Origin of the sequence: Campylobacter sp. LH-2024 (genome assembly GCF_048270605.1) — a bacterium.
Taxonomy (GTDB): domain Bacteria; phylum Campylobacterota; class Campylobacteria; order Campylobacterales; family Campylobacteraceae; genus Campylobacter_D; species Campylobacter_D molothri.
In genome coordinates this window covers 994,839-1,018,832 of record NZ_CP168139.1, presented here as the reverse complement: position 1 = coordinate 1,018,832, position 23,994 = coordinate 994,839, and the positions used below count along the sequence as shown (strand labels likewise).

At 27.6% G+C, this 23,994-nt stretch carries 23 protein-coding genes, 7 tRNA genes and 1 pseudogene; 21 read left to right on the top strand and 10 right to left on the bottom strand.

Going from position 1 to position 23,994, the window contains the following annotated elements; translation table 11 throughout:
- The first annotated feature begins 61 nt into the window (after positions 1-61).
- The 3 genes from ACD570_RS05205 to ACD570_RS05195 are packed head-to-tail and all read left to right on the top strand — an operon-like array spanning position 62 to position 2,792.
- Complete coding sequence (locus tag ACD570_RS05205) at positions 62-1,039, top strand: agmatine deiminase family protein (protein WP_200279264.1); 978 nt, start codon at positions 62-64, stop codon at positions 1,037-1,039.
- On the top strand, positions 1,036-1,923 hold the full coding sequence (locus tag ACD570_RS05200; protein ID WP_337199216.1) for a cation diffusion facilitator family transporter: 888 nt from the start codon (positions 1,036-1,038) through the stop codon (positions 1,921-1,923). Before ACD570_RS05205 ends, ACD570_RS05200 begins: the two co-directional genes overlap by 4 nt.
- Positions 1,920-2,792 carry an N-carbamoylputrescine amidohydrolase gene (locus ACD570_RS05195; protein ID WP_200279259.1) on the top strand — a complete coding sequence of 291 codons (873 nt, stop codon included), beginning with the start codon at positions 1,920-1,922 and terminating at the stop codon, positions 2,790-2,792. The genes ACD570_RS05200 and ACD570_RS05195 overlap by 4 nt, the downstream gene beginning before the upstream one ends.
- Here the strand turns inward: ACD570_RS05195 and ACD570_RS05190 are convergent.
- A complete protein-coding gene (locus tag ACD570_RS05190; protein ID WP_337209047.1) occupies positions 2,782-4,119 on the bottom strand; it encodes an SH3 domain-containing C40 family peptidase in 1,338 nt (445 codons plus the stop codon). The genes ACD570_RS05195 and ACD570_RS05190 overlap by 11 nt on opposite strands.
- A gap of 49 nt (positions 4,120-4,168) precedes the next feature.
- Here ACD570_RS05190 and ACD570_RS05185 point away from each other — a divergent pair, with 49 nt between their 5' ends.
- Both ACD570_RS05185 and ACD570_RS05180 read left to right on the top strand, forming a co-directional pair.
- Entirely contained in the window at positions 4,169-5,506 is a 1,338-nt protein-coding gene (locus tag ACD570_RS05185) for a DEAD/DEAH box helicase (RefSeq protein WP_337202040.1), read from the top strand.
- Between the two features lie 9 nt (positions 5,507-5,515).
- Positions 5,516-6,256: a hypothetical protein gene (locus ACD570_RS05180; RefSeq protein ID WP_200279250.1), complete on the top strand. Its 741-nt coding sequence runs from the start codon at positions 5,516-5,518 to the stop codon at positions 6,254-6,256.
- A gap of 4 nt (positions 6,257-6,260) precedes the next feature.
- Here the strand turns inward: ACD570_RS05180 and lolA are convergent, their stop codons facing one another.
- Positions 6,261-6,770: a LolA-like outer membrane lipoprotein chaperone gene (gene lolA, locus ACD570_RS05175; protein ID WP_337199214.1), complete on the bottom strand. Its 510-nt coding sequence runs from the start codon at positions 6,768-6,770 to the stop codon at positions 6,261-6,263.
- Between the two features lie 92 nt (positions 6,771-6,862).
- Between lolA and secA the strand changes: the two genes are divergently transcribed.
- From secA to ACD570_RS05145, 6 genes are all read left to right on the top strand, one after another.
- Entirely contained in the window at positions 6,863-9,451 is a 2,589-nt protein-coding gene (gene secA / locus ACD570_RS05170) for a preprotein translocase subunit SecA (RefSeq protein WP_417904195.1), read from the top strand.
- Positions 9,448-10,653, top strand: coding sequence for an ABC transporter permease (locus ACD570_RS05165; RefSeq protein ID WP_337199639.1), 1,206 nt, complete (start codon positions 9,448-9,450; stop codon positions 10,651-10,653). The genes secA and ACD570_RS05165 overlap by 4 nt, the downstream gene beginning before the upstream one ends.
- A 332-nt stretch (positions 10,654-10,985) precedes the next feature.
- Positions 10,986-11,474 (top strand): bacteriocin, encoded by a 489-nt coding sequence (locus tag ACD570_RS05160; protein ID WP_417904443.1) that lies wholly within the window; start codon positions 10,986-10,988, stop codon positions 11,472-11,474.
- A 5-nt stretch (positions 11,475-11,479) separates the two neighbouring features.
- Complete coding sequence (locus ACD570_RS05155; protein WP_337199211.1) at positions 11,480-11,926, top strand: hypothetical protein; 447 nt, start codon at positions 11,480-11,482, stop codon at positions 11,924-11,926.
- A 319-nt stretch (positions 11,927-12,245) separates the two neighbouring features.
- On the top strand, positions 12,246-12,833 hold the full coding sequence (locus ACD570_RS05150) for a Cj0814 family flagellar-dependent secreted protein (protein ID WP_337199210.1): 588 nt from the start codon (positions 12,246-12,248) through the stop codon (positions 12,831-12,833).
- A 120-nt stretch (positions 12,834-12,953) separates the two neighbouring features.
- The gene (locus ACD570_RS05145) at positions 12,954-13,529 is read left to right on the top strand and encodes a hypothetical protein (protein ID WP_337204185.1); all 576 of its coding nucleotides are present in this window, start codon (positions 12,954-12,956) and stop codon (positions 13,527-13,529) included.
- A 259-nt stretch (positions 13,530-13,788) separates the two neighbouring features.
- Here the strand turns inward: ACD570_RS05145 and ACD570_RS05140 are convergent, their stop codons facing one another.
- From ACD570_RS05140 to ACD570_RS05130, 3 genes and pseudogenes are all read right to left on the bottom strand, one after another.
- A complete protein-coding gene (locus ACD570_RS05140; protein ID WP_417904194.1) occupies positions 13,789-14,385 on the bottom strand; it encodes a C39 family peptidase in 597 nt (198 codons plus the stop codon).
- Positions 14,370-15,224, bottom strand: a pseudogene (locus ACD570_RS05135) (hypothetical protein). The gene ACD570_RS05140 and the pseudogene ACD570_RS05135 overlap by 16 nt, the downstream one beginning before the upstream one ends.
- A gap of 154 nt (positions 15,225-15,378) precedes the next feature.
- Positions 15,379-15,753 carry a hypothetical protein gene (locus ACD570_RS05130; protein WP_417904193.1) on the bottom strand — a complete coding sequence of 125 codons (375 nt, stop codon included), beginning with the start codon at positions 15,751-15,753 and terminating at the stop codon, positions 15,379-15,381.
- 111 nt (positions 15,754-15,864) lie between these two features.
- On the opposite strand from ACD570_RS05130, the gene ACD570_RS05125 reads away from it, so the two are divergent.
- From ACD570_RS05125 to ACD570_RS05090, 8 genes are all read left to right on the top strand, one after another.
- Positions 15,865-16,644, top strand: coding sequence for an amino acid ABC transporter permease (locus ACD570_RS05125; RefSeq protein ID WP_337196563.1), 780 nt, complete (start codon positions 15,865-15,867; stop codon positions 16,642-16,644).
- A 61-nt stretch (positions 16,645-16,705) separates the two neighbouring features.
- Positions 16,706-16,781, top strand: a tRNA-Lys gene (locus ACD570_RS05120).
- Positions 16,782-16,785: 4 nt separating this feature from the next.
- Positions 16,786-16,861, top strand: a tRNA-Val gene (locus tag ACD570_RS05115).
- 17 nt (positions 16,862-16,878) lie between these two features.
- A tRNA-Asp gene (locus ACD570_RS05110) sits at positions 16,879-16,955 on the top strand.
- A gap of 5 nt (positions 16,956-16,960) precedes the next feature.
- Positions 16,961-17,036: transfer RNA gene (locus ACD570_RS05105), tRNA-Lys, on the top strand.
- Positions 17,037-17,051: 15 nt separating this feature from the next.
- Positions 17,052-17,127, top strand: a tRNA-Arg gene (locus tag ACD570_RS05100).
- 8 nt (positions 17,128-17,135) lie between these two features.
- Positions 17,136-17,211 (top strand) — tRNA-Val (locus ACD570_RS05095).
- 9 nt (positions 17,212-17,220) lie between these two features.
- Positions 17,221-17,297: transfer RNA gene (locus ACD570_RS05090), tRNA-Asp, on the top strand.
- A 15-nt stretch (positions 17,298-17,312) separates the two neighbouring features.
- Here the strand turns inward: ACD570_RS05090 and ACD570_RS05085 are convergent.
- Positions 17,313-18,581: an aminotransferase class V-fold PLP-dependent enzyme gene (locus ACD570_RS05085; protein ID WP_337202032.1), complete on the bottom strand. Its 1,269-nt coding sequence runs from the start codon at positions 18,579-18,581 to the stop codon at positions 17,313-17,315.
- A gap of 148 nt (positions 18,582-18,729) precedes the next feature.
- On the opposite strand from ACD570_RS05085, the gene ACD570_RS05080 reads away from it, so the two are divergent.
- Positions 18,730-19,503, top strand: a complete 774-nt coding sequence (locus ACD570_RS05080) for a DUF234 domain-containing protein (RefSeq protein WP_337202031.1) — start codon at positions 18,730-18,732, stop codon at positions 19,501-19,503.
- On the top strand, positions 19,503-20,522 hold the full coding sequence (locus ACD570_RS05075) for a sensor histidine kinase (RefSeq protein ID WP_200279212.1): 1,020 nt from the start codon (positions 19,503-19,505) through the stop codon (positions 20,520-20,522). The genes ACD570_RS05080 and ACD570_RS05075 overlap by 1 nt, the downstream gene beginning before the upstream one ends.
- Positions 20,523-20,525: 3 nt before the next feature.
- On the opposite strand, the gene ACD570_RS05070 is transcribed toward ACD570_RS05075, so the two are convergent.
- From ACD570_RS05070 to ACD570_RS05055, 4 genes are all read right to left on the bottom strand, one after another.
- Entirely contained in the window at positions 20,526-21,947 is a 1,422-nt protein-coding gene (locus ACD570_RS05070; RefSeq protein ID WP_337205286.1) for a UDP-N-acetylmuramoyl-tripeptide--D-alanyl-D-alanine ligase, read from the bottom strand.
- A 2-nt stretch (positions 21,948-21,949) separates the two neighbouring features.
- Complete coding sequence (locus ACD570_RS05065; RefSeq protein WP_337198317.1) at positions 21,950-22,672, bottom strand: alpha/beta hydrolase; 723 nt, start codon at positions 22,670-22,672, stop codon at positions 21,950-21,952.
- 1 nt (position 22,673) lies between these two features.
- Positions 22,674-22,889, bottom strand: a complete 216-nt coding sequence (locus tag ACD570_RS05060) for a type II toxin-antitoxin system Phd/YefM family antitoxin (protein WP_200279201.1) — start codon at positions 22,887-22,889, stop codon at positions 22,674-22,676.
- A gap of 62 nt (positions 22,890-22,951) precedes the next feature.
- Complete coding sequence (locus ACD570_RS05055) at positions 22,952-23,992, bottom strand: D-alanine--D-alanine ligase (protein ID WP_337199647.1); 1,041 nt, start codon at positions 23,990-23,992, stop codon at positions 22,952-22,954.
- Between the last annotated feature and the right edge of the window lie 2 nt (positions 23,993-23,994).

Here is a 23,994-nt window from a genome sequence, read left to right as displayed (position 1 = left end):
GGCTACTTTCTTAAATTTATTTCAAAAATAATTAAATCTTTTAATTCAACAAAGGTATATAATGATAAAATCAATTCCAGAATGGAATGAGCAAGAGTATTTAATACTTGCTTTACCTCATGAAAAAACAGATTGGAAGCCTTATTTAGATGAAATTTTAAAAAGTTATCAAGAATTTATAAGAGTTGTGAGTCAATTTCAAAAAGTTTTATTGATTGCCCCAGAAGAAAAAAATTTTACTCTTTTTAAAAATATAAAGAATGTTGAATTTTTTAAATGTGATACAAATGATACATGGATACGAGATTTTGGAGCCATAGATATTTTAAAAAATGGTCGCTTGCAAGCTCTTGATTTTACTTTTAATGCTTGGGGAAATAAATTCCAAAGTGAATTAGATAATGCTGTAAATTCTAAACTTTTTAATATCAAATTTAAAGAAAAGCTTGAAAAAATTGATATGGTTTTAGAAGGCGGAAGTATCGATTTTAATGGCGATGATACTATGCTTACGACAACAAATTGTCTTCTTAATACAAATAGAAATTCTCATTTAGACAAATTTCAAATTGATAAAAAATTAAAAGAAATTTTTGGGTTAAAAAATATTATTTGGCTGGAAAATGGTTTTATAAAGGGAGATGATACTGATTCTCATGTGGATATTTTAGCTAGATTTATCAATAAAAATACAATAGCACATTGTGTTTGTGAAGATGAAAAAGATGAGCATTTTTTGCCTTTAAAAAAAATGCAAGAAGAACTTGAAAAAACAGGATTTAATTTATTACCATTACCTTTACCTAAACCTTTTTTTTATGATAATCGTAGAATGGGTGCAACTTATGCAAATTTTGTTTTTGTTAACAATGCTCTAATTGTTCCATTATATAACGATGATAATGATAAGATTGTAATAAAAAGACTTTCTCAAGCTTTACCTGAACGAAAAATTATAGGTGTAGATGCTAGAGTATTTGTGCGCCAAAATGGCTCTTTACATTGTTCTTGTCAAAATCGTTTTAAGGGGTTAAGATGAGCTTGCAAAAAAAAGCTACTATAATTGCAAGTATGTGTGCTCTTAGTTTAGCTTGTATTAAATTTATAGTTGGTTTGATGAGTGGATCTGTTGCAGTGCTTTCAAGTGCAATTGATTCTTTAATGGATTTTGCAATTTCGGCATTTAATTTTTTGGCTTTAAAAAAAAGCACACAGAGAGCAAATGAAAATTATAATTTTGGTTTTTCTAAAATCGAAGCTTTAATGGGACTTCTTGAAGGAGGTTTTATTGTATGCGTAGGTATTTTTATTTTTTACGAAAGTATTTTGAAAATTTATTATAAAAAAGAAATTATAGACTTAAATTCAAGTATTTTTGTTATGATTTTTGCTATTATTATAACCTTTTTTCTAATTCTTTTTTTAAATTATGTAGCAAAAAAAACGAAAAGTCTAATTATAGAAAGTGATGCTTTACATTATAGGAGCGATTTTTTAACCAATATTTGCACTTTAATCGCTTTAATACTTATTTATTTTACAGATTTATATATTATTGATGCTATTTTCGGGATAGTCATTAGTCTTTATACGGCTTTTTCTGCTTTTAAAATTATAAAAAAAGCTTTATCATTTTTAATGGATCAAGCTTTACCAAAAGAACAAGTTGATCAAATTTGTACTTTAATTTCTAAACATCCAGAGATTATTTCTTATCATGAGTTAAAAACAAGAAGAACGCCAAATTGTAATTATTTAAGTGTGCATTTGGTTTTTTGTCCTATAATTTCGCTTCTAAATGCGCATAAAATTTCAGATGAAATAGAAAATAACGTGCGTTTGATGTTTAAAGATGAAAAATGGGATATGCAAATTCATTTAGATCCCTATGATGATCAAGAACAAGAAAGGCAAAGACAATGAAAATAGCTCTTGTGCAGCAAAAATTTCACTCTAGCAAAGAACAAACAGTAAAAAAAACTTGTGAATTTATAGAAGAAGCAGTAAAAAAGGGGGCAGAACTTGTATGTTTAGGCGAGCTTCATCAAAATGAATATTTTTGCCAAAGTGAAAATATTGCTTATTTTGATTATGCCAATAATTATGAAAAAGATATTGAATTTTGGTCAAATATAGCCAAAAAACATAATATAGTTTTATTAACTTCTTTATTTGAAAAACGTAGTGCCGGACTTTATCACAATACAGCTGTTGTTTTTGAGAAAAACGGCAATATAGCTGGAAAGTATCGAAAAATGCATATACCTGATGATCCTTGCTTTTATGAGAAATTTTATTTTACGCCTGGAGATTTAGGTTTTAAACCAATTCAAACTAGTGTAGGTAAGCTCGGAGTATTAATTTGCTGGGATCAATGGTATCCTGAAGCAGCAAGGTTAATGGCTTTGCAAGGGGCTGAAATTCTTATTTATCCTACAGCCATTGGATGGTTTGATAAAGACGAAGAAGAAGAAAAACAAAAACAACTCAATGCTTGGTTGGGTGTTCAAAAAGGGCATGCTATTGCTAATGGTTTATTTGTTGCTGCGATCAATCGTGTTGGCTTTGAAAAAGATTTAAGTGGAGTAGAAGATGGAATAAGATTTTGGGGAAATTCTTTTATTTTTGGTCCTCAAGGAGAAGAGCTTTGTTTATTAGATAATGAAAATGAGTGCGTTAAAGTTGTAGAAATTGATAAAACAAGAAGTGAAAATGTAAGACGTTGGTGGCCATTTTTAAGAGATAGGCGTATAGAATATTTTCATGATTTAAATAAAAGATTTATTGATTAGATAAATCTTTTATTTTTTCTAAAAAACCATTTATTTCATTAACTTCTTTTTGATTTAAATCAATAAAGCTTATTTCTTTTATTCTTGAAAGCAATAGATTTTTTTCAAGAATTTCTTTTTTTCCTATTTCTAATGAAGTAATTGCGCTTTCTCCTATAATAAGTCTTTGTGTTTTTCCTTTTCTAAGTCCCCATATATTATGTATTACTATATCATTATTGTCAATTTTTCCGGCGTAAAGCATAATATGTCCTGGAATATAAAGTAAGGTTGTATAAGCTTTTCCAAATTGATTTAAAAAATCTTTTTTTTGGGTATTATTTAGCATACTAATATTAAAATGATAAAAAGCATTTTTTTGTGCTCTTGAATTTCTTGGCAAATAAAGTCCAAAAGCTGAAAATATATCACGAGTAAATAAAGAACAATCTCTTTCTAGATTATATCCACCCCATCCATAAGGCAAACTAAGCATTTGGCTTAATTGGTTTTTTAAATTGCTATCGTTTAATTTTAAAGGAAATTTGGCAACATCTTTTTTTAAAATTCTATATTTTTTAGAGCCAATTTTTCCATAAAAATATTTTTTATCTTGTTTATAGTATGGATAAATAGCACCAATTCTAGTTTCAAAGAAAAAATGATGATCTTCACTAAAGACCACTTCTTTTTCTTTTAATGGTGTGATAAAATGAAGTTTTTCATAAATTTTAGCTCTAGAGTTGGAAAATATTTCTAAATTTTTACTCTCTACAAAACCAATTCCAGTTTCACTTAATATAAAAGCATATCGTTTATCTTTTGTATAATGAGAGATTAAAACAGGTGTAGCGATATTTAAAATTGCGTCATTTGAGTAGTCAAATGGAAAGCCTTCATTTTCCAAAAAAGGATTTTTAAGTATTGCTTTTTGAGTAGGAATATTTTTAAGCAAGGTATTTTGGATGATTAAGGCCTTTTGATTTAATTGACCTATATTTTCTATATTAGCATTATCGATTTGTTTTTTAAACCAAGAGATTGGAATTTCTTGCTTATTAAAAAAATAATATTTATTTTTTGGATTTAGATAGATAGGAAAGGCCCAAAATAGATTTTGATTTTTGTAATTTTTAAAAGAAGAGTGCCAAGGTTTAAAAAATATTTTTTTATAATTTTTAGCATTAAAATTAATATATTGATTAAATTTGGGCAATATATTAACACTTTGTTCAAATTCCAATTTTGCATAATGTGAATTTATTTTATCTTCTTTAGAATGATTTATGGGATTTTTAAACGAACAAGCTGTAAAAAATAATAGAAAAAAAACTAAAATATATCGCATAATCAACCTTTTACAAAAAAGTAGTTATAATTAAAGCTAAGGAAATATAATGCTTGATAAACTAGAAAAAATTTTAACCAATGATAATGTTTTTTTAAGTGGTGGTGCTGGAGTTGGAAAAAGTTTTTTGACTAATACTTTAATGAAATCTTACAGAAAAAGAGGTAAATTTGTAGTTGCTTTGGGATCTAGCGCGCTTTCTGCATTTAATATCGGTGGAGTTACCTTACATAGTTTTTTTTGTTTAGGTTATTGTGAAGATATGATAGCTTTAAGTGTTTTTGATCGCAAACAAAAGGAAAAAATCGCTAAATTAAATGAGAATTTAAAAAAAATTGATCTTATTATCATAGATGAAATTTCTATGGTAAGTGCTAATATTTTTGAAATGATAGGTTTTAGAATTAAAAATTCAAGATTTGATGGTAAAATCCTAGTCGTAGGGGATTTTTTTCAACTACCTCCAGTGATTAAAGAAAAAAAAGAGACGCTTTTTTTAAATTCTTATTATGCTTTTTCCTCTTTTTTTTGGAAAGAATTAAATTTTAAAAATGTTAAGCTTTCGCAACCTAAAAGAACTCAAAATTTAGAATTTTATAGAAATTTATCTTTAATAAGACAAGGTTTTTTAAATGAAAATATTATTAAACAATTTAAGCAAATGTGTATTGATACAAAGGAATTGGAAAAATTAGAGGATGATTATACTTTGCTTTGTGGGATTAATAAAAAAGCAAATGAAATCAATGAAAGTAAACTCAATCACCTAGAGACTCCTTTGGTAAATTTTAAGGCTAAAATTCAAAAAGAAAATAAAGAATTAGAAGATGATAGATTGCAAAATTGGATTAAGGGCTTAAATATCTTAGAAGAACTTAAAGTTAAAATTGGAGCTCGTATTATTTTTTGTATTAATAATTGGGATAAAAATTATTATAATGGAGAGCAAGGGGTTATTGAAGATATTATTTATGATGAGGATAAAATTTATATTAGCATTGTAAAAAATAATGGAATTAATATTATGCTTGAGCCTTATATTTTTTTTATGGAGGAAATTGAGCAAAATAATGGGGAATTGATTGTTAATACCTTAGCAAGTGTGAGTCAGTTTCCTATAAAATTAGCCTATGCCATTACCATACATAAGTCTCAAGGTATGAGTATTGAAAAATTAGTTTGCGATATAGATCATATTTTTGAAAATGGACAGCTTTATGTAGCATTATCGCGAGCGATTAACCCTAATACTTTAAAAATTTATTATACTAAAGGTATGAAATTTGAAAATTATTTTGAAAATATTTTAAAATTTGATTTTAGAGTGATTGAATTTTATAAAACTCATTTGTTTTTTGATTTAGAATTAGAAAATATAATCCATTAAGGAAAAATGATGAAAAAGATATTATTTTGTATTTTTTTATGTTTAAATTTAAATGCACAAAGCCTTGAAATATCAAAATTAAGAACAGATTTGTATTCTAAAAGTGGTGCTAATGTTTTAAAAAAGATTGAAATTTCTTTAGATTTTGAAGGAGAAAATTTAAAGGAAAATGAACTTAAGCTTATCGATTCTATCAATACTGTTATTTCTGGCTTTTTTTATGAAGATATATTTACTGAAATTGGCAAGGATAATTTTAAAAAAGTTTTGAAAAAATTTATAGAAAAAAAATATAAAATAAATATTAATGATATTTATATTTTATCTTTAAGCGGGGTTGAAAAGTTTGATTTAGAAGAGTTTAAAAGGTTTTTAGAAAGCACAGAAGCTAAAAAAAATAATGCGAGTGATGAAGTAAAAAAAGTTTTAGAAAATTTAAGTGTTCCTGAAGTTCCACAGATTAAAACTCCAAATAATATTAGCATTCCTAATATACCTGAAGCAAAACAAATAGGGCAGCTTTTTGGAAATAGCAATGAAGATAAAAAAGACGATGGTGAAATTAGTCCTGATTCTCTTAATATCCCCAAAATCAATCCTTTGGAACTTGAAGAAAAAATTAAACAAGATTTGATTAAAAATCCACCAAAAATTTTTCAAGAAAAAAATATAAGTAATAATATTTCCAAAGAAAATACAGATGTAGGTTTTGATCTGAAATTAGATAATAATTTAAGTCATGCTCAATAATTTCTTATTGAACAATGTCATAATTTTTTGGAATTTTAAATTCAAAAATTTTAGGATTGATTTTTGGATTTTTGATTTGATTGCTTAAAGTTATTGTTACATCATTTTCAAATTCATCTTTATAGGAAATGGATTGAATTTTATCTTGATCTAAGATAATAGTGTAATTAACTTTTTCATATTTTGCTAAAAGTTTGTTTTCTGATATTGGTTTGGCATTTTTAAAAATTTGTTTAAGGTTGGGTATATTTTCAAGTTTTGAAAAGATTGCTTGTTCTAAATCGTGTTCTATGATCACAACGCGATTTTTATCGATATAAATTTCTTTTTTATTAGGTGTAGTGTATTCCCAAAAGGCTTTATCTTTACTTATGATAAAATATCCACTATAGCGAAGTGTTGAATTTTTAGATTTGACAAGCTGAGTAAAATTACTCGAATAAGTGTTAAAATCAAGTTCAATAGCCCAAATTTTAACCATAGTAATTAAAAAAAATATAAAAATTTTTTTCATTATTTTCCTTAAAATTTTTTATTAATTCTAGCTAACTTTAATTAAACAATAGCTATAATGATAGCTTGAAATTTTAGCAAAAGGTTTTAAAAATGTTTTTAAATGCTTTAAGAGCCATGTTTGGAACAAAAAATGATCGCGAAATAAAAAAATATTTTAAACGAGTGGCACAGATTAATATGCTTGAGCCTAAATATCAAAATTTAAGCGATGATGAGCTTAAAGCTGAATTTTTAAAATTAAAAGAGCAAATTCTTACAGGTGAAAAAGAAGAAAATGAAATTTTAAATGATGTTTTTGCTATAGTAAGAGAAACAGGAAAAAGAACGTTAAATATGCGTCATTTTGATGTGCAATTAATTGGAGGTATGGTTTTACACGAAGGCAAAATTGCAGAAATGAAAACAGGAGAGGGAAAAACCCTTGTAGCAACTTTACCAGTTGTTTTAAATGCCATGAGTGGAAAAGGCGTTCATGTGGTTACTGTAAATGATTATTTAGCAAAAAGAGATGCTGAACAAATGAGCTCAATTTATAATTTTCTAGGATTTAGCGTCGGGGTTGTGCTTTCATCTGAAAATACTGACTTAGAGCATAAAAAAGCTTATGATTGTGATATTACTTATGGAACAAATAATGAATTTGGTTTTGATTATTTAAGAGATAATATGAAATTTTCAAAAGCCGAGAAGGTCCAAAGAGAACATAATTTTGTAATTGTGGATGAGGTAGATAGTATTTTAATTGATGAAGCAAGAACACCTTTGATTATCAGCGGGCCTACTAATAGAACTTTGGATGGTTATATTAAAGCTAATGAAGTTGCAAAAAAAATGAAAAGAGGTGAGGCGGTATTACCTCCTGCTAAACCAGAAGGCGATTTTATAGTGGATGAAAAAAATAGAAATATTTTGATTACTGAAGCCGGAATTGCTAAGGCTGAAAAGCTTTTTGGTGTAGAGAATTTATATAGTTTAGATAATGCTATTTTGGCACATCAACTTGATCAAGCTTTAAAAGCACATAATCTTTTTGAAAAAGATATACACTATGTTGTTAGAAATAAAGAAGTTATTATTGTTGATGAATTTACTGGGCGTTTGAGCGAAGGACGTCGTTTTAGCGAAGGTCTTCATCAGGCTTTAGAAGCTAAGGAAAATGTAAAAATTCAAGAAGAAAGTCAAACCTTAGCTGATATTACTTTTCAAAATTATTTTAGAATGTATAAAAAGCTTGCAGGTATGACAGGAACAGCACAAACTGAAGCTACTGAATTTTCTCAAATTTATAATTTAGATGTGATTTCAATCCCAACAAATATTCCTATTAAAAGACAAGATAAAGATGATTTAATCTATAAAACTCAAAATGAAAAATTTAAAGCTGTAATCGAAGAAATAAAACAAGCCAATAAAAAAGGACAGCCGGTTCTTGTAGGAACAGCGAGTATAGAAAGAAGTGAAGTATTTCATGAAATGCTTGTAAAAGAAAGAATTCCACACCATGTGTTAAATGCTAAAAATCATGAACAAGAAGCTTTAATCATACAAGATGCTGGAAAAAAAGGTGCTGTGACTATAGCTACAAATATGGCAGGACGTGGGGTTGATATCAAAATAGATGATGAAGTTAGAGCTTTAGGGGGACTTTATATTATAGGAACTGAAAGGCATGAAAGTCGCCGTATAGATAATCAACTTCGTGGTCGTGCTGGACGACAAGGCGATCCTGGAATTAGTCGTTTTTATCTTAGTGTAGAAGATAATTTATTGAGAATTTTTGGTGGCGATAGAATGAAAGGAATTATGGATCGCCTAGGTATAAAAGAAGGGGAGCATATAGAATCACGTATAGTAACAAGAGCGGTTGAAAATGCACAAAAAAAAGTAGAGAGTTTGCATTTTGAAAGTAGAAAGCATTTGTTAGAATATGATGATGTGGCCAATGAGCAAAGAAAAACAATTTATCGTTATCGTAATGAATTATTAGATGAAGAATATGATATAAAAGCTAAAATATCGCAAAATATTGCTGAATATAGTGCTAACGTGATGAATGAGCTTATGATCGATGAAAATAATACCGAGTTTAATTTTGAAACTTTGAAAAATAAAATTTTTAATGAATGCTCTACTGAAATTAAAGAAAGCGATTTTGAAAATCTCAATGCCATTGAAATACAAGATAAATTGAGTGAAATTTTGGAAAATTCTTACCATCAAAAAATGGAAAAATTAGATAAAAAAGAATTACACAATATTGAGCGTATTTTGTATTTGCAAGTTTTAGACAATGCTTGGAGAGAGCATTTGTATCAAATGGATATTTTAAAAACAGGTATAGGTCTTCGCGGATACAATCAGAAAGATCCTTTAGTGGAATATAAAAAAGAGAGCTATAATCTCTTTTTAGAGCTTGTTAATCGTATCAAATTTGATAGTATAAAACTTCTTTTTAGTGTTAAATTTACTCAAGAAGAAGCTAAAGATTTAGAAGATATGGCTAGTAAAGAAAATGAAAAAATACTTGAAAATTCTGTGGAGATTGGAGTAAGTGAAGATGGGCTTGATGAGCCTGAATTTAAAAAAGTTCCTAGAAATTCACCTTGTCCTTGTGGAAGTGGCAAAAAATTTAAAGAATGCCATGGAAAAAGTGGTCCAAAACAGGGAATTTTAGCTTGAATAAAAGCGTTTTAAAATATTTACTTTTTAAATATTTAAGATTTGATAAAGAGCAACCTTTTATCAATCTATCTATGCTTTTAGCATTTTTAGGTGTGTGTGTAGGGCTTTGTGTCTTACTTGTAGCGATGGCTATCATGAATGGTTTTGATAAGGAATTTGAAAAACGTTTTTTTGTGATGAATTATCCTATTACCATTGTGTCAAAATTTTATGCTCCTGTTGATGATGAATTGGTTAATGAACTTAAAAAGCAATTTCCAAAATTGCTTTTTAGTCCTTATATCAGTACTCAAGTTGTTGCCAAAGGGGATAATCGCTTTGAAGGCGGAGTGCTTTTTGGTGTTAATTTTAAAGATGAAGTTAAGATCAATGAAATCGTTGCTAAGGCTGTTAAAGATCAAAATTTAAGCGGTTTTGATATCCTTTTAGGATCGGCTTTGGTGGATGAGTATGGCTTATCTAAAAACGATATGATTTCACTTATTTTTTCAAATTTTAATCCTAGCGGTTTTTCTTTGATCCCACAAACTAAACGTTTTAAAGTAAAAGCTCGTTTTACTTCTGGACTTGCTTTTTATGATAAAGCTTATATGTATACTGATGTTAAAGCCTTAAGAAAAGTTCTTGGAATGAATGAAAATCAAGGTTATGATGGAATACATGTTTATAGTGATGATGCTTTTAAAGATGTGGAAAAAATAAAAAACTATTTAAAAGATGATTATATCGTTATAGGATGGTGGGAGCAAAATAAAAATTTCTTTTCAGCTTTAAAGCTTGAAAAAAGGGCACTTTTTATAGTTTTAATGCTGATTATCTTGGTTGCAAGTTTAAATATAGTCAGTTCTCTTTTAATGATCGTTATGAATCGTCGTAGCGAAATCGCTCTTTTATTTGCCTTGGGAGCAAGTAAAGCAGAGGTTAAAAAAAGTTTTTTTGCTTTAGGGATGCTTATAGGCGGTGGTGGTATGATAGTGGGTATTTTACTTGCTTTTATCGCTTTGTGGCTTCTAGGAAATTTCGATATCGTTACCTTACCGGCTGATGTTTATGGGACGAGCAAATTACCGCTTGATTTATCGGTTATGGATTTTACTTTGACGGTTATAGGGGCTTTGATTATCATCGCTTTATCGTCTTTTTATCCGGCTAAAAAAGCAACTCAAATCAATGTTTTAGATACTTTAAGGAATGAATAATTTTTTAAGTTTTTAATTTATTACCAATTTACACAATTATCATGAAAACATATTAAAAAATAAAAAACTTTTAAAACGCTAAAATTCATTATAAACATTATTCAAATCTCTACAAAATAGAACTTTTAAAAATTTGATTTAAATAATCAATCGTGATAAAATAAATACACTTTAACAAAAAGGAGAAGTCATGATAAAAAAGTTATTTAGCGTTACAGCTTTAGGTGCTTTATTGGCAAGTTCTGCCTTTGGGGATGATTTTCTAGCTAAAGTCAGTAATGGTGCACTCAGTGATTAATAGTGCAGGTGTTAAAGTTCTTAGTCTTAATGAGATGAAAGATGTTAAGGGTGGGTATTTAGTCGGTTTTATTAACATAGGGGATAACGAAATTGGTGCATTAGCTATTACGACAATAAATGCTCACGATGCTGGAGTTGATTTTGGCGATCGCGATGGAAGTGAAATCAAATACGATAAAAATGGTAATTATGTTCCATCAAAAAGTGGATTATGTGGTATAGGTGTTGCTACTTGTAGTGCTCCAAGTCAAAACAAATTGCAAGAATATATGCAAGTTGCTGGAGATCCTGTCCTAAATGCTTTAGGATATACAGTTAAAAGACAAGTAAAAGTTTCTGACTTAGGACAACCTTATGTGCTTTTCACTTATGGAGTTATTGTATATAATTATTCATCACAAACTGCTTATAGAATAAATTCTAGTGCTGTTTTAAATAATAATATAATTATTAAAGAGTTAGCGGGTAAATACCAAGAGCAAATGGAAAGTGCTCTTGGTGGTTGGTATCCTAAAAGGTAAAAAATATGAATACTATAAATTCGAGTTTAAGCATTTTTGGAATAAGCACAACAAATAACTGGAATTTTGGCGATAAAAATACCGCTCAAATTCCAAATGATAAAAACAAGTCAAATGTTGCAAATTTAGATGAACTTCTAAAATCTTACAAAGATTATTATGATGAACTTACAAAAGAAATTCCTATCGCTAAAGGCTCTATACAAGATCAGATTTTAAAGGGTGAATTAAGCCAAGAAGATTTTAAAGAAATTGAAGATTTTAAAGCAAAAAATAAAGCTTCGGTACATTGGTTGGATGAAGACTTACAAAAAGAATATGTAAAAATTTATCACACAAGTATGAGTGTAGAAGAATTTAAACAAAAATGGTTAGATCTTCAAGCCAAACACGAAGCTAGATTTGGCGAAATTGCCGAGCAAAGCAGAAAAGATATTCAGCAAGAAATGTAAACTGCACAAGAACAAGAAATAAAAACTTTTAAACCTATACGAGCAGAAAGTAAAAGCCAAACCTATAAGGATGAAGTAAAAGCAAATTTTTGGGAACAATTTTTAAAAATTCAAAAAGAAAACGGAATAGATATTTTAGAACTTATGGAAAAACTTAATGAAAAAGGTATAGACAAAAGAATTTAAAAAATAATTTTAAAATTTAAAATTATTAAAAAAACAAATTTATAGAATACATCATTATTTCTATAACATAAACTTCTCATCACTTCTACCAATACATAAGGTAGAAATGATCAATATACTAAAAGGTAGTAAAATGATAAACAGTATAAATTCTTATTCAAATTATAATTACTATACAAATACTTTAAATTCTAATAAAAAGAATTCTAAAACAAATGATTTAGTAGATAATAATAAAGAAATAAACAACAATACAAATTTAAATAACAATAATAATATTTCAAACAATACCTCATTAAAACAAACAAATTCAAATTTAGTAAGTGATAAATCTAAGGCTGTTAATAAAATACTAGGTTATGGTGTAGATGAAGATGGTTTTTTTACCAGCGATTTCAATGAAGCTGCAGGAATACCTAAAGATTATAAGATTTATGCTAAAGATATGGAAAGTTTTGTGAATTTTCAAGAAAATGATAATTTTATTTTTTCTACACATTATAAGGTTGATATAGCCAAAACTATAGGAAATGCTTATAAAGCTTTTTCACAACTCATACCTCAAACTTCAAATTCAAGTTTTTCTCAAGAAGAGTTAAAAAACCTTCCTTATGGTTTTAGTATGGATAAAAATTACAATATAACTAAAATTTACACTAAAGACGAATATGAAAAAATAGATTTCTCTCAAGACACAATATATGCTAGTTTCAATACTTGAAATGGTTCATATTTTGAAGATATTAATACTGATAATATTTTTAGTAATAATGGAGATACAAGATTAAACAAAAATGCTTATATTAATGAAGATGGAAGTATAGATAAGGGTGGAGTTTTAATGGGCTTTTTAAATTCCCAACTTTATGGTGCAACAACTAATTTTTTAGAGGGCGATACCAAATTGCTTGGAAAAATTTTAGTTGATAAAAATGTTAGTGAAGCAGAACGTAATGATTTTCAAAATTTTATGAATAAAAATAAAATTCAAAGTGCTTTTTATAAAGATTCAAGCAATCCTGATGAATGGAATCCTTTTGAAGAACGTCTTTCAATACAACTTTACATTAAAAGAAGTCAAAATGTAGGTAATACTGAACTAGCACAACAAGCTAGAGATTTTGCTAAAGAATATAATGAATTAATCAATTCTAATATAAGTTTAAATGAGTTTAAAACTAAATATCTAGATTTTAAAGAAAGATATGATGGTTTTATAGAAAATTTAGAAGCAGAAGAAAAAGCTAAAGGAATTGATTATAGCATAGATATTGCTAGCGGACAAAGCATTTCAAATAATAAAAATAAAAAAAACACAAGTCAAAAATCTTTTAAACCCATCCAAGCAGAAAGCAAAAACAAAGAAACTTATAAAGATGATAATATAAGAAATGAACTCATAAAAAAAACTTCTTGAAAATAAATTTGATTTAGCAAAAGAATTAGAAATTCTTTTTAATGTAAAAATAGATAATTACAATACAAATAACAATAATTCTAATGAAAACAATTCCAACTCTAATCATCTTAACAAATTGAATTCTAAAGCTAAACATAGAAGTGTAAATATTAAGGTTTAGAAGTTTATTAAGTTTTATTGCAAGTATTTATTTTTTTTGTTTTTAAAGATTAAATATTTAAATTATAGGAGTTGTTTTAACTCCTATAAATAATCTTTAATATAAGCTAAAAGGATTAAAATCAAAATTCAAAGATTTAGGTATATTAAGCTTATATTCTTTTAATTTCTTTTTAGGAGCAATGATTAAGGCATATCCTCCTTTTTTATATCTATCCCATACACTAAAAAATTGTCTTTTAGAACTGATATATTCTCCATAACTTGGATCAAGCACTTGTAAAAAATCACCCCTATGATTTATAATCACCACAAAATGTGGGAAACGTGGATCATCTTCAATCTTTACTAAAATAGGAATTCCTGCAAGTTTTTCTAAACTCTTTCTATCTATCCTATAAGATTTGCTTTCATAGCCTAGTTTTTTAACTGCATCATTTAAGTCTGCAAAACTTACCATATCTGTATATAGTTTTTGCCCACTCATAGTTTTTAAAAGATCTAGTTCGCTTAATTTTTTATCATCAAGTATATTAATAAGTGTTGCTAAAGATGAAGCGCCGCAAGATTCTTCATAGCTTTGTCTTATGACGTTTTTATTTTTAATTTCAGAATAGGATTTAACTATAAAGTTTGCCTTTAAAAATAAAGGCAAAATAATGAGTATTGATAATAATTTTAGAATTTTTTCCATAAGCTTAATCCAAACACACTGTCAGGGCTTGCAGAACTCCCCTCCAAAACTAGCACTTACAGATACCGCTGTATCAGAGTTTATGCTATAGGTTGATCCTAAACTTAGAGTTGGAATAGAACGCACTTCAGAATTTTGGTAGCCATTGATTTTTTGTTCAGTTTGAAATCTTTGCTCTGCTCCTAGATCTAAAGTGATTTTAGGACTTAAGATTATAGATAAATCTCCACCTATATAAATGCTATGTCCATATTCTATGTCAAATTGTTTAAATTTTCTTTTTTGGTTATAACCAAATCCTGTATAAATACTATATACCACAGGATCGCTATATCCTCTTAAACTAGCTTGCAAGCTTTGTGATTTTAAATAAAAGTTTTTTGTTTGATTGATCGCTTTTTCTCTTTGAACAATAGCGGTTTGAAAGGTGATTTGTGGAACAAAATCTGCTATGCTATCGCCTGTATAAATAAAACCTAGCCATAAACTATCAAAACCTATTCTGTTTTTCTAGAATACTCATTTGTAAAAAAGTTTGTATATTCTTGTCTTGCATAACTTCCGCCTCCTGAAATAAGTATGTCAAACTTAGGTGTTATGGTATAAATGAAAGTTTGAGTTAAAAACACTTGCTTTGTATCATTCCAAATTGTAGGATCTCCGCCTATTGTTATATTAGGATAAAGAGAATACGAGTTTGCATTACCTGTGCTAAGAAGTGAAAAGCTTGTAATACTTCTTAATCCAATTTGCTTTTTAAAGAGTGTATCGATGTTTAACTCATCACTAGCAAACAAAGAGCTTGTTAAAACTGCCAAAATAAGAAAAATTTTTCTCATTATCATTCCTTTCAAAGATCATTGCTTAGAAAAAGATTAAGCAAAGATTGTTCCAAGTTTAAGGATAAAAATATTAAATATTTTTAAACTAATGAAAATAATAAATTATTTGCTACTGTAAGAAAATAGTAAATATGATAAATATTTAAATATTTTAATGATAATTCTTTATAAAATCCTTTAAAATAACCCCATCGACTCTCAAATTATAAGCTTTTTCCAAATCATCAAAGTTTTCTACCATCATTAAAATTTTGCTATCAAAAAGGTAAAATTCAGCTACTTCTGAAGCAAATTTTGCTAATTTTTCATCTTTAAAGATTAAAAATTTTGCCTCAAATGCATTGCTTAAAAAAATTTCATTTTTATTTTTTATAAAAATAGCAAAATCCAAATTTTCATTTTTTGCTTTTTGGATAATTTTTTCATCATAAAAAAAACAAGAAATTTGATCGTTTTGCAAATTTTCAATTTTTTCTATAAAATTAAAATTCAAATTTTTTGCTAGAGGATGTCCAAAAATTAGCATATTAATTCACCTTTAAAATGATTTTTAAAAATTTTAGTTAAATTTTACTTATAAAAAAATTTGCATACTTGAAATTATAAAAATGTTTTTTATGAAGAATAGGGGGATATTTTGTTTATTCAAGAGCGTAAAAACTTTAGGCCTATAAAACCACTTTCTAAAATAGCTTATTTATTAAATGCGACGCTTTTGCTTTGTCTTTTGACTTTATTTTTTTATTTTAGCTTTAAAGTGAGTGTTTATCATTTTGATTTTGCTTTATTGTTAGAATACAAAAAAACAATTTTGAATGGATTTTTAAATACTTTATTGATCAGCTTTTTTGCTTTAGGAAGTAGTATTTTTTTTGGTTTAGTGATTTGTTTTTTTAGCTTGAGTAGATTTATAGTGTTGAGATTTTTTGCTTTATTTTATATAGAAATCATTCGCGGAACGCCTTTGCTTGTTCAGGTGTTGTTGATTTATTACATTATTGCCAATAATTTAGGTTTTGATAATAGATATTTTGTAGGTATATTTATCCTTTCTTTGTTTTCTGGGGCGTATCTGGCTGAAATTTTTAGATCAGGAATTCTTAGCATTGCTTTGATCCAAATAGAAAGTGCAAGAGCTTTGGGACTAAGCGAAAGGCAAATTTTATTTTATGTGGTTTTTCCACAAACTTTAAAAAATATCTTAGCTCCTATTAGCGGGCAATTGGCTAATTTGATCAAGGATAGTTCTTTATTGAGTGTGATCGCTGTAAATGAATTAACACAAAATGTTCAAGAGGTTAATTCTTATGTATTTGCTACGCTTGAAGGCTATATAATCTTAGCTATAGCTTATCTTATATTAACTTTACCGATTAGTTTATTTTCACGTTATTTAGAAAGAAAATATCAAAAATAAAAAAAATCCTTGACAAATGAGTATATATTTTGGCATAATCACATTTTCATTTTTAGTTTATGTCTCGTTAGCTCAGCCGGTAGAGCATCTCCCTTTTAAGGAGGGGGCCGTTGGTTCGAATCCAACACGGGACACCACTTCGGTCGCTTAGCTCAGTTGGTAGAGCGCCACCCTTACAAGGTGGATGTCATAAGTTCGAGTCTTATAGTGACCACCATTTCTTACTTCTTAGGTGCAGCGGTAGTTCAGCTGGTTAGAATGCCGCCCTGTCACGGCGGAGGTCGCGGGTTCGAGCCCCGTCCGCTGCGCCACTTATGTCTCGTTAGCTCAGCCGGTAGAGCATCTCCCTTTTAAGGAGGGGGCCGTTGGTTCGAATCCAACACGAGACACCACTTTTTTTGGGTTTAGACCCTTTCGTCTAGTGGCCCAGGACAACACTCTCTCTGTGTGGAAACAGAGGTTCAAATCCTCTAGGGGTCGCCATTATTTTTGGTCGCTTAGCTCAGTTGGTAGAGCGCCACCCTTACAAGGTGGATGTCATAAGTTCGAGTCTTATAGTGACCACCATTTTTAGGTGCAGCGGTAGTTCAGCTGGTTAGAATGCCGCCCTGTCACGGCGGAGGTCGCGGGTTCGAGCCCCGTCCGCTGCGCCACTTCCATAATATTTTTTAGAATTTAAGTTTTTTTATACTTTGCTTTAGAGCTTTTATAAAATAATCAATATCTTCTTTTTCGTGTGTATAATGCAAACTAACCCTTAACCATCCTGGTTTTGTTTTAAGTTTTTGATTATCCTTTAAACCAAGCAAATCATGTCCATAAGGTCCAGCACATGCACAGCCTGCACGTGTTTCAATATGATGAGTTTTACTTAATTCGTAAGCAAGATCATAAGGAGAAATTCCTTTGATATTGAAAGAGAAAATAGGTAAGCGATAGGTTAAATTTTTAGCATAAAGTATCAAATCAGGTATTTTTTCAATTTCCTTTAAAAAATATTTTTTTAATTCCTCATCTTTTTTTTCTATTTGGGAAATTCCTAAAGAATCCTTTATCTTAAAAGCTAAACTAGCACGGATAAGTTGTAAAATTCCAGGAGTTCCACCTTCTTCTAAAATCTCTTCATTGCAAAGATAACATTGTGAAGTTCTTGAAACATATCCTACAGTGCCACCAGCTGCAAAGCTAGGCTTGTTTCCGCAAAGATTTTTTTTGATGACTAAAAGTCCAGAACCGCCAATACCTCCAATGAGCTTATGTGAGCTTATAAACAAAGCATCATAATATTTACAAGCTATATTTTTATAAGGGATAAAACTAGAAGCATCAAATGCCACTATGCCTTTGTATTTACGTACTAAATCACTTATGCGTTTGTAATCACTTAATATCCCAGTTACATTAGAAGCCAAGGAAAAACTAGCGATAATTTGTCTTTTTTTATTGCTTTCTAAAGTTTTTTCTAAAAAATCAAAATCTATTTCTCCAAATTTATTCAAAGGTATTCTCATGCACTCACACAAGCCTTCTCTAAAGGATAATTCATTAGAATGATGTTCATAAGGCCCGACAATTACCAAAGGTAGTGTATCTTTTTGTATTTGGGTAAAATATTTTTCTTTTATCAATGGAGGTAAATAAATTCCAAGTAATTCTTGAAATTTTTTTATGGCGCTACTAGATCCAGTTCCGCAAGCAATAAGAGCAAATTCTTTATTTAGTTTAAGACTTTTTTTAATATCATCTCTAGCTTGTTCATAAAATTGTTGAGTTTTAAAAGAATTTAAAGAGCTATCAGAATGTGTATTTGCATAGGTTGGCAATATTTTAGCGATTTGTTTTTCTATGCATTTTAAAGCTAAGGCACTTGCAGTAAAATCAAAATGCAAAACGCCTTTTTTTAATATAATTTGTTGTTTTAAATCTGAAATTTGCAATTATAATCCTTGTAAAAATTTGATAGAATTATACTATAAATTATTTATTTAAAGGAAAAATATTAAATTTAATCATTTTGCAAGTTTTTGTAGCGCTTTAACTTTAGGAAATATTTTTGATTTTTATAGCATTTTTGATGGTTTTGATATGCTAGAAAAAATTGATTTTGAGCAAAATATTTTTTATAATATAGAAAATTTGCTACTTAAAGACTACCTTAGAATAAATGCTCAATTTAATTATGATGAAACCACTTCATACGCACTTTCTCTTTTAGCTAAAAACAATAGAAAACGCTTTTCTATTAATAAAAATATACAGCATTTTAAGGCTTGGGCTATTTTAAGATATCTTTTAAAAAATGGTATTTTAAAACTTGAGCATAGTAAAGAAATTAAAAAAGCTAAAAATAAAAGAGAAAAATTAAAAAAAGAATTAAGATCTTATGTTGTACAAGATAAGCTTATATTTCAAAATCATTTTACACGCTTCTTTTTTTATTTTTTAAAACCCAATGAAAAATTTATTTTAGAGCAAAAATATGATAGAGTTTTAGAAATCATTAAAGAAAAATTTGAACTTTATCAAAGTTTTTGTTTTGAGCAACTCTCAAGAGAATTGATTGAAAAAAAATTAGATATTTTAGGAGTTCAAAGCTATTGGAATAAAGATTTAGAAATAGATTTGTATTACCAAGATGAAAATTTAAGTTTAGTCGGAGAAGTTAAATTTAAAAATAAAAAAATTTGTAAAAATATTTTAAATCTTTTGGAAATGAAATCAAAAAACTTAAATTTAACTCCTGATTATTATATTATAATTTCAAAAAATGGTTTTAGTAAAGAATTTTGCAAAATAGCTAAGCAAAATTTGCTTTTAATGGATATGAATGATTTTAAAATTTTATTAGAGGAAAGATAATGAATGAAAATATTTTAAAAAGTCTAGATGCAACTGAGAAAGAAACTTTGCAAAAAGGTTTGGAAAGTTTGATAGAACAAACCTATGTTATAGAAAATGAGTATAAAGTTTTAAATGAAAATTATAATTCTTTGCGTGCCATGGTTGATGAAATTATCGAAGTTTTACCTAGCGCACTTTGGATTTTGGATAAAGAAAAAAATATTATTTTGCAAAACAAAGAAGCTTTGAAAAATCCAAAATTATTAAATAGTATCAGTCTTGAAAAAATGCGCGATGAACTTGAATTTGAAGGAAGGTTTTATGCTGTAAAGATTATCGCACATAATGAAAAAACTATTATTTCAGCTACAGATATTAGCGATGAAAAACGCAATGAAAGACTTGCAAGCATGGGAAGTGTTGCTGCGCATTTAGCACATGAGATAAGAAATCCAATAGGATCTATATCTTTACTTGCTTCTACTCTTTTTTCTCGGAGTGAGCTTAAAAATAAACATATAGTACTTGAGATGAAAAAGGCTATAGATAGGGTAGAGCGTATAGTTAATTCAACTTTATTATTTACAAAAGGTGTGCATATAAATACTTTAAATTTTAATATTTTAGAATTAAAAGAAGAATGTGAAAGTGCAATTAATTCTTATAATTTTTCTGCACCAATTCAATTTGAATTAAATTTTTTAGATGTAAATATTTGTGCCGATAAAGCACTTTTAGGTTTAGTATTGCAAAATTTAATTTACAATGCCATTGATGCTATAGAAGAAAATGAATGCGAAAATCCTAAAATAAAAATCATAGCAGAAGTTAAAGAAAATAATTTGATTTTGAGAGTTTTTGATAATGGCTGCAGTATTAAAGATGAAAATTTGGTTTTCGAGGCATTTAAAACAACAAAACTTAAAGGAAATGGTTTAGGTTTGTCCCTTTCTAAAGAAATTATTAATGCTCATAGAGGAGAATTAAGCTTTGAGAAAGAGCCTAAAAATTTTTATTTTATTTTACCTTTATCTTAATTTTTACATAAAGCTAGGAGCGTCATTGGAAAATAAGATCAAATCGTTATTTTTAGTTTCTTTAGCTAAAACATTTACAAGCTCAGATTTTTCTTTTAATATGATTTTTGTGATACTGAGTTCTTTTTCAAAAATTTCAGCATTTACATTTGCTGTAATAATAGCTAAATCAAAACAATCATTAATAATTTGAGCTAGTTTGATATTTTCTTCTTTGCTAACTTCCATAATACCAGGACTGACTAAAACTTTACGTCCTTTATAAAGTTTGCATAAACGATAACTTTCACTCATTCCTTTAAAATTGCCATTAAAACCATCATCAATAATAAATTTTGGTTTTTTAGAAATTATTTGCAAACGATGTTCTACGGATTTAATGTTTAAAATATTGTTTTTAATAGACTCAAAATTAACACCTAAATAATTAGCACAAAGTATGCAAACACATAAATTTTGAGCATTAAATTCTCCTAAAATTTGACTTTTAAAGGTGTGCAATTCTTGTTTAAATGATATTTCAAATTTTAAACCTTCTAAATTCGAATTAATATTATTTATTTTATTGTCATAAAGAGTGATAATTTCATTTTCTTTTTTTAGTGTGCTTGTATGAAGAAAAGCTTTTTCCAATCTTTTAGAATTTAGAGCTTCAAGTTTTGTTTGTCTGATATTGTCTATATTTTTAAAATATTCTAAATGAGCATTTCCTATTTCCCCTATGATGCAAATTTGTGGCTCTAAAAAGCGAGTGATTTCATCAATATCTCCTTTAAGTCTTGCACCTGCCTCTGCGATATAAATTTGAGTTTGTTGATTTAGATTATTATTGATATCTGCAACTATTCCCATAAGGGTATTTACAGATCTTGGAGTTTTATAAACTTTAAAATCATCTTTTAATAACTCATAAAGAAAATTTTTAATACTTGTTTTACCAAAACTTGCTGTAATAAGGATGATTTTTAAATTTGAAAGATTGTTTAATTTTGATTTGGCTTGCTTTTTATAATATATTTTTGAAAATAGATCGTAAATTTTTAGACTTAAAAGTGCCAAAATAAGGGTGCAAAGATTGAAAAGAAATGAAAATCTTAGAGCCAAGATAGCAAAAAGAGTATTGTAAATAAAAACAAAAACAAAAAACCATTTTACCTTATTAGTAAAGATAAGTTTTTTATCGATACTTTTATTCCAAAAATATAAAATCGGAGCAAGAATAATAAAATAAATTAAAGAATATAAAGGAAAAACTAAAAACATCAAATAAGGGCAAAGTAAAAAATATAAATGCCATAAAGGTTTATGATAATGAAAAACAATGCGATTTAATTTATAAGAATACCATTGTAAAGCACTAATAAGATAAAAAGAAACGCAAAAATTAAACAATAATGAATTAATAAAATAAAGAGAGTTAAGCATTTTTATCCTTGTATTTGTTTAGCTATAAAAGCAGAATGTCTTAAAAAGAAAAAATGATCTCCTTCTAAAGGATAAAATTGACTATTTTTAATAATTTGATGCATTTTTTCTCCACTTGATAATGGGGTGGCTTGATCATCAATACCCCAAAAAATATAAGTTTTTGTTTCAATTTTTGAAAAAACATCTTTTAAGTCTTCATCTACTACATTTTTAAAAGTTTGATACATTATAGTATTTAAATTTGCAGCATCTTTGCTTGCAAAATAGCGATACAATTTACCTAATCCAAAAATTTTTAAAAATTTAAAAATAATAATTTTTAAGCGAATTTTTAAGGACTTTGGAGCAAGAATTCCAGAATTAGAAAGCAAGATTAATTTTGAATTTTTAAATTCTAAAGCAAGTAAGGCAGCTATTTTTCCACCAAAAGAATGACCCATATAAATATCAACATGGATTTTTTTTTCTTTTAAAAATTTTTTTATAATATTAACATAGTCTTTACTTTGAAAAGCTTTTATGATATTAGATTTTCCAAAACCAGGCAAATCAAGATACAAATGACAAAAATCTGGAAATTCTTTAGCAAAAGCTTGCTTCATTAATTCTTTATTAGCTCCCCATCCATGAAGAATAAGCAAGGTTTTTTTTTGACTAGGATGGATAATTTCATAACTTAAATCATAAGTATTTTTTTCATAAATAATTTGAGTTAATGCCATTTTAAACCTTTTGATTTTTATAAATATTCTCTAAAAGTTGTATGGCATTTTGCAAACGTTCATATTCTGTCATACTAAGCATTACAGCTTCAAATTTATTGTTTTTTAAAATAACAATTTTTCCCGTTTGACTTTTTTTGAGTTTTTCCATAATAGGGCTAAAATTTCTAACAACTTCTGTAGCTGTGTAAATTTCATCTTTTTGAAAGGTGAGCATACCATATTCCTAATAAATACGTTAAATTTTATGTAAAATTTAACGTATTTTGACTTAAAAGTTTATAATTTGCCCTTTTGTCCATTAATTGAGTGAAGAAAATTATAATTTATTTTAATCTTATTTTCATTTTTAACATTTTTGGCAAGTTTCATTAAAAGAGCGTTGAAATCTTTAAAAAGATAATTAGCTAATGAGCCAGGATTTGGATTGATTTCATTTAGATAAACTTCATTGTTTAAAATGAAAAAATCACATCGAATTAAGGCACCTTTAAATAATGGATTATAAATTCTTTTAAAATTATCTTTAAGTTTTGTTTTTAATTCTTCATTTATATCAGCTTCAATAAGTTCGTTATTGCCAGAAAAGCTAAGATATTTTTGCTCAAAATCTAAAAATTCTTTTTTCTTAGGCTCTTCTATAATAGAAAAAACAAAATCATCATCAATCATGCAACCAGCAAGATTATATTCTTTAATATTACTTTTAAATTCTTCTATTAGAATGTCTGTATCAAATTCAAAAGCTACATCTTTTGCGTATTCAAATTCTTTTTCATTATTAACTATACTTATACCTATACTGCTACCTAGTCTTGATGGTTTTAAAATTAAAGGAAATTTTGGAATAAAATTATTATTGGAATTTTTTCTAAGCATAAAATAATCAAGCGTTTTAACACCTATATTTTTCGCATAAAGTTTAGTTAATTCTTTATTGAAAGATAAAACGCTTGCCTCAAGTCTTGGTCCAATAAAATTAATATCAAAAAATTCTAACAAAGAAGCTATTTTTCCATCTTCTCCATCTTTTCCATGAATAAGATTAATAACGCATTCTGTTTCAATTTTTTTTTCACCTATAAAATTTTTAACATAAAATCCTTTTTGCTTTAAAAATAATTCTTTTTCTTTGATATAAGATCTTGTGCTAAAAGTTTTTGAATGCATTTTATCATTTGGAATGAGATAAAATTTTCTATCTTCATCACAGAAAATAAAAGTTAAATTTGTTTTAAGAACTTTTTTCAAGACTATAGCACTTACGATGCTAATTTCGTGTTCATATGAATTTCCACCAAAAAGTATTGCAAAATTCATTT

What these genes read in the sequence shown, in the direction of transcription:
- ACD570_RS05205 (WP_200279264.1), top strand. Translation starts at nt 62, where the DNA reads ATGATAAAATCAATTCCAGAATGGAATGAGCAAGAGTATTTAATACTT.
- ACD570_RS05200 (WP_337199216.1), top strand. Translation starts at nt 1,036, where the DNA reads ATGAGCTTGCAAAAAAAAGCTACTATAATTGCAAGTATGTGTGCTCTT.
- ACD570_RS05195 (WP_200279259.1), top strand. Translation starts at nt 1,920, where the DNA reads ATGAAAATAGCTCTTGTGCAGCAAAAATTTCACTCTAGCAAAGAACAA.
- ACD570_RS05190 (WP_337209047.1), bottom strand. Translation starts at nt 4,119, where the DNA reads ATGCGATATATTTTAGTTTTTTTTCTATTATTTTTTACAGCTTGTTCG.
- ACD570_RS05185 (WP_337202040.1), top strand. Translation starts at nt 4,169, where the DNA reads ATGCTTGATAAACTAGAAAAAATTTTAACCAATGATAATGTTTTTTTA.
- ACD570_RS05180 (WP_200279250.1), top strand. Translation starts at nt 5,516, where the DNA reads ATGAAAAAGATATTATTTTGTATTTTTTTATGTTTAAATTTAAATGCA.
- lolA (WP_337199214.1), bottom strand. Translation starts at nt 6,770, where the DNA reads ATGAAAAAAATTTTTATATTTTTTTTAATTACTATGGTTAAAATTTGG.
- secA (WP_417904195.1), top strand. Translation starts at nt 6,863, where the DNA reads ATGTTTTTAAATGCTTTAAGAGCCATGTTTGGAACAAAAAATGATCGC.
- ACD570_RS05160 (WP_417904443.1), top strand. Translation starts at nt 10,986, where the DNA reads ATGAAAGATGTTAAGGGTGGGTATTTAGTCGGTTTTATTAACATAGGG.
- ACD570_RS05155 (WP_337199211.1), top strand. Translation starts at nt 11,480, where the DNA reads ATGAATACTATAAATTCGAGTTTAAGCATTTTTGGAATAAGCACAACA.
- ACD570_RS05150 (WP_337199210.1), top strand. Translation starts at nt 12,246, where the DNA reads ATGATAAACAGTATAAATTCTTATTCAAATTATAATTACTATACAAAT.
- ACD570_RS05145 (WP_337204185.1), top strand. Translation starts at nt 12,954, where the DNA reads ATGGGCTTTTTAAATTCCCAACTTTATGGTGCAACAACTAATTTTTTA.
- ACD570_RS05140 (WP_417904194.1), bottom strand. Translation starts at nt 14,385, where the DNA reads ATGGAAAAAATTCTAAAATTATTATCAATACTCATTATTTTGCCTTTA.
- ACD570_RS05130 (WP_417904193.1), bottom strand. Translation starts at nt 15,753, where the DNA reads ATGCTAATTTTTGGACATCCTCTAGCAAAAAATTTGAATTTTAATTTT.
- ACD570_RS05080 (WP_337202031.1), top strand. Translation starts at nt 18,730, where the DNA reads ATGCTAGAAAAAATTGATTTTGAGCAAAATATTTTTTATAATATAGAA.
- ACD570_RS05075 (WP_200279212.1), top strand. Translation starts at nt 19,503, where the DNA reads ATGAATGAAAATATTTTAAAAAGTCTAGATGCAACTGAGAAAGAAACT.
- ACD570_RS05070 (WP_337205286.1), bottom strand. Translation starts at nt 21,947, where the DNA reads ATGCTTAACTCTCTTTATTTTATTAATTCATTATTGTTTAATTTTTGC.
- ACD570_RS05065 (WP_337198317.1), bottom strand. Translation starts at nt 22,672, where the DNA reads ATGGCATTAACTCAAATTATTTATGAAAAAAATACTTATGATTTAAGT.
- ACD570_RS05060 (WP_200279201.1), bottom strand. Translation starts at nt 22,889, where the DNA reads ATGCTCACCTTTCAAAAAGATGAAATTTACACAGCTACAGAAGTTGTT.
- ACD570_RS05055 (WP_337199647.1), bottom strand. Translation starts at nt 23,992, where the DNA reads ATGAATTTTGCAATACTTTTTGGTGGAAATTCATATGAACACGAAATT.